Source organism: Ignatzschineria cameli (genome assembly GCF_003121895.1).
Classification (GTDB): domain Bacteria; phylum Pseudomonadota; class Gammaproteobacteria; order Cardiobacteriales; family Wohlfahrtiimonadaceae; genus Ignatzschineria; species Ignatzschineria cameli.
In genome coordinates, this window is sequence record NZ_QEWW01000027.1 from 1 (window position 1) to 1,950 (window position 1,950).

Annotated in this window: 1 protein-coding gene; it reads left to right on the forward strand. The window is 30.3% G+C overall.

Going from position 1 to position 1,950, the window contains the following annotated elements:
- The first annotated feature begins 407 nt into the window (after window positions 1-407).
- On the forward strand, window positions 408-1,682 hold the full coding sequence (locus DC077_RS10560; RefSeq protein ID WP_275663954.1) for an IS110 family RNA-guided transposase: 1,275 nt from the start codon (window positions 408-410) through the stop codon (window positions 1,680-1,682).
- Window positions 1,683-1,950 lie beyond the last annotated feature (268 nt).

Here is a 1,950-nt window from a genome sequence, read left to right on the forward strand (position 1 = left end):
TTAGGGGCTAAATTTTCTCACTTCAGGTGCTGCATCTTTTTGATTAGGCTTTCAGCAAGGCTATTTTTCAACTTGAATGCTCGTATAATATATTTTAGACCGATAAATAAAGGTCTAATTACAATTTCTAATTGAGATATCCTGATGCTATAATTTCATTAGAACTATTAGCAAAGGAAAATTCTTTCTCTCCTTGCAAAGTTTTATACTATTGCTTAAAAAAGCATGCTTCTCGACTTAGGGGCTAAATTTTCTCACTTCAGGTGCTGCATCTTTTTGATTAGGCTTTCAGCAAGGCTATTTTTCAACTTGAATGCTAATAATGCGAGGTTGCTATTAACCCCTAAGATTGGGATATCTCTTTTTCTAATTGTTCTTCATTTTCTATGAAAGGTGGTGTATTCATAATGAATGACAATTGTTTATCTACTCTTTTTGTTGGTATTGATGTTAGTTCTAAATCTAATGTTTTATGTGCTATTGATTTTAATTCTAATAAATTATTAAATTTAGATGTTCCCAACAATGATCCTGGTTGCGAGATTATTATTAATGAACTTATTTCTGTTCTTGTTATACATAATCTCTCCCACCTTGTTATTGCCATTGAATCTACTAGCTTTTATTCTACTCATATTGCTAATTTACTTAGTTCTAATACTAGTCTTCTTAATTTTAATGTTTTAGTTTTTTGTCTAAACCCTAAAACTGTTAAAGCTTACAGAAATTCTTTTGTCGATTTAGATAAGAATGATTTTCTCGATGCCTTTGTCATCGCTGATTTTGCTAGATGTGGTAGAATTTCTTCTAGTCCTTGGCGTGGTAGCCAATTTTTAGCTCTTCAGCGTTTAACAAGACACAGGCTTCATCTTGTGGAATGTCTCACTCGTGAAAAAAATTATATTTTGTCTAATATTTATCTTAAGTTTAGTGAGCTTACTAGACTAGATGATGATAGACCTTTTTCTAATATTTTTTCTAATACTTGTTCTTCTATTCTTACTGATTTCTTCTCCCTTGATGATATTGCTTATGCTTCTTTGGATAGTCTTGTTGACTTTATTAAAGATAAAGGTAAGAACAGATTTGATAATCCTTTAGAAACTGCTAAACTTTTGCAAAAAGCTGCTAGAGATTCTTATCGTCTTGATAAGGTTCTTTATGAGCCTATTAATGTTTCTATTGCTTCTTCTTTTAATGTCATTAAGTCTCTTGAAAAAGAAATTAAGGAAGTTGATAAAGCTATTTCTAAAAATATTTTAGGTCTCTATTCTTCACAGTATTCGTCATTAATTTCTATTCCAGGTATTGGTCCTGTTTTGGCCTCTGGTATTCTAGCTGAAATTGGTACTATTTCGAATTTCTCTAATAATGATAAACTTGCTAAATATGCTGGTTTGACATGGAGAGAAACTCAATCTGGTAATTTTTCTTCTGATAATACTAGAATGACTAAAACAGGCAATAAATATCTTAGATATTATTTGATTGAAGCTGCTAGTAGTGTTATTAGATATATTCCTGAATATCATGAATTTTATTTAAAGAAATATTCAGAGGTTAATAATCATAAACATAAAAGAGCATTAGTTTTAACTTCTCGCAAATTAGTTAGGTTGATTTTTGGTTTGCTGAACAAAAATCAAATCTACTCCAACTATTACATTGGAGAGATAAAATAGAACAAAAGTTTTTAGCCTGTTTACTAATAGGTTTGTTTGCTATGCACTTTTTTATTATTTTTGATAAAATTCCCAGGGAATTTTATCTTGACATGTTACCAGGTTGCTTTCATATTTTTTTGAAGAAGAAATATCCCCTCATATTCCTTAGGACAGTTAGAAGAGTTTTGAGTAACTTATCCCAAATAACAGACAAAAAAATTCAGTAGGTTTTAAACTTGTAAGAAAATTTCTCCCTCTACTATCCCTAGGACATTTTTGGTGGTTT

What these genes read in the sequence shown, in the direction of transcription:
- DC077_RS10560 (WP_275663954.1), top strand. Translation starts at nt 408, where the DNA reads ATGAATGACAATTGTTTATCTACTCTTTTTGTTGGTATTGATGTTAGT.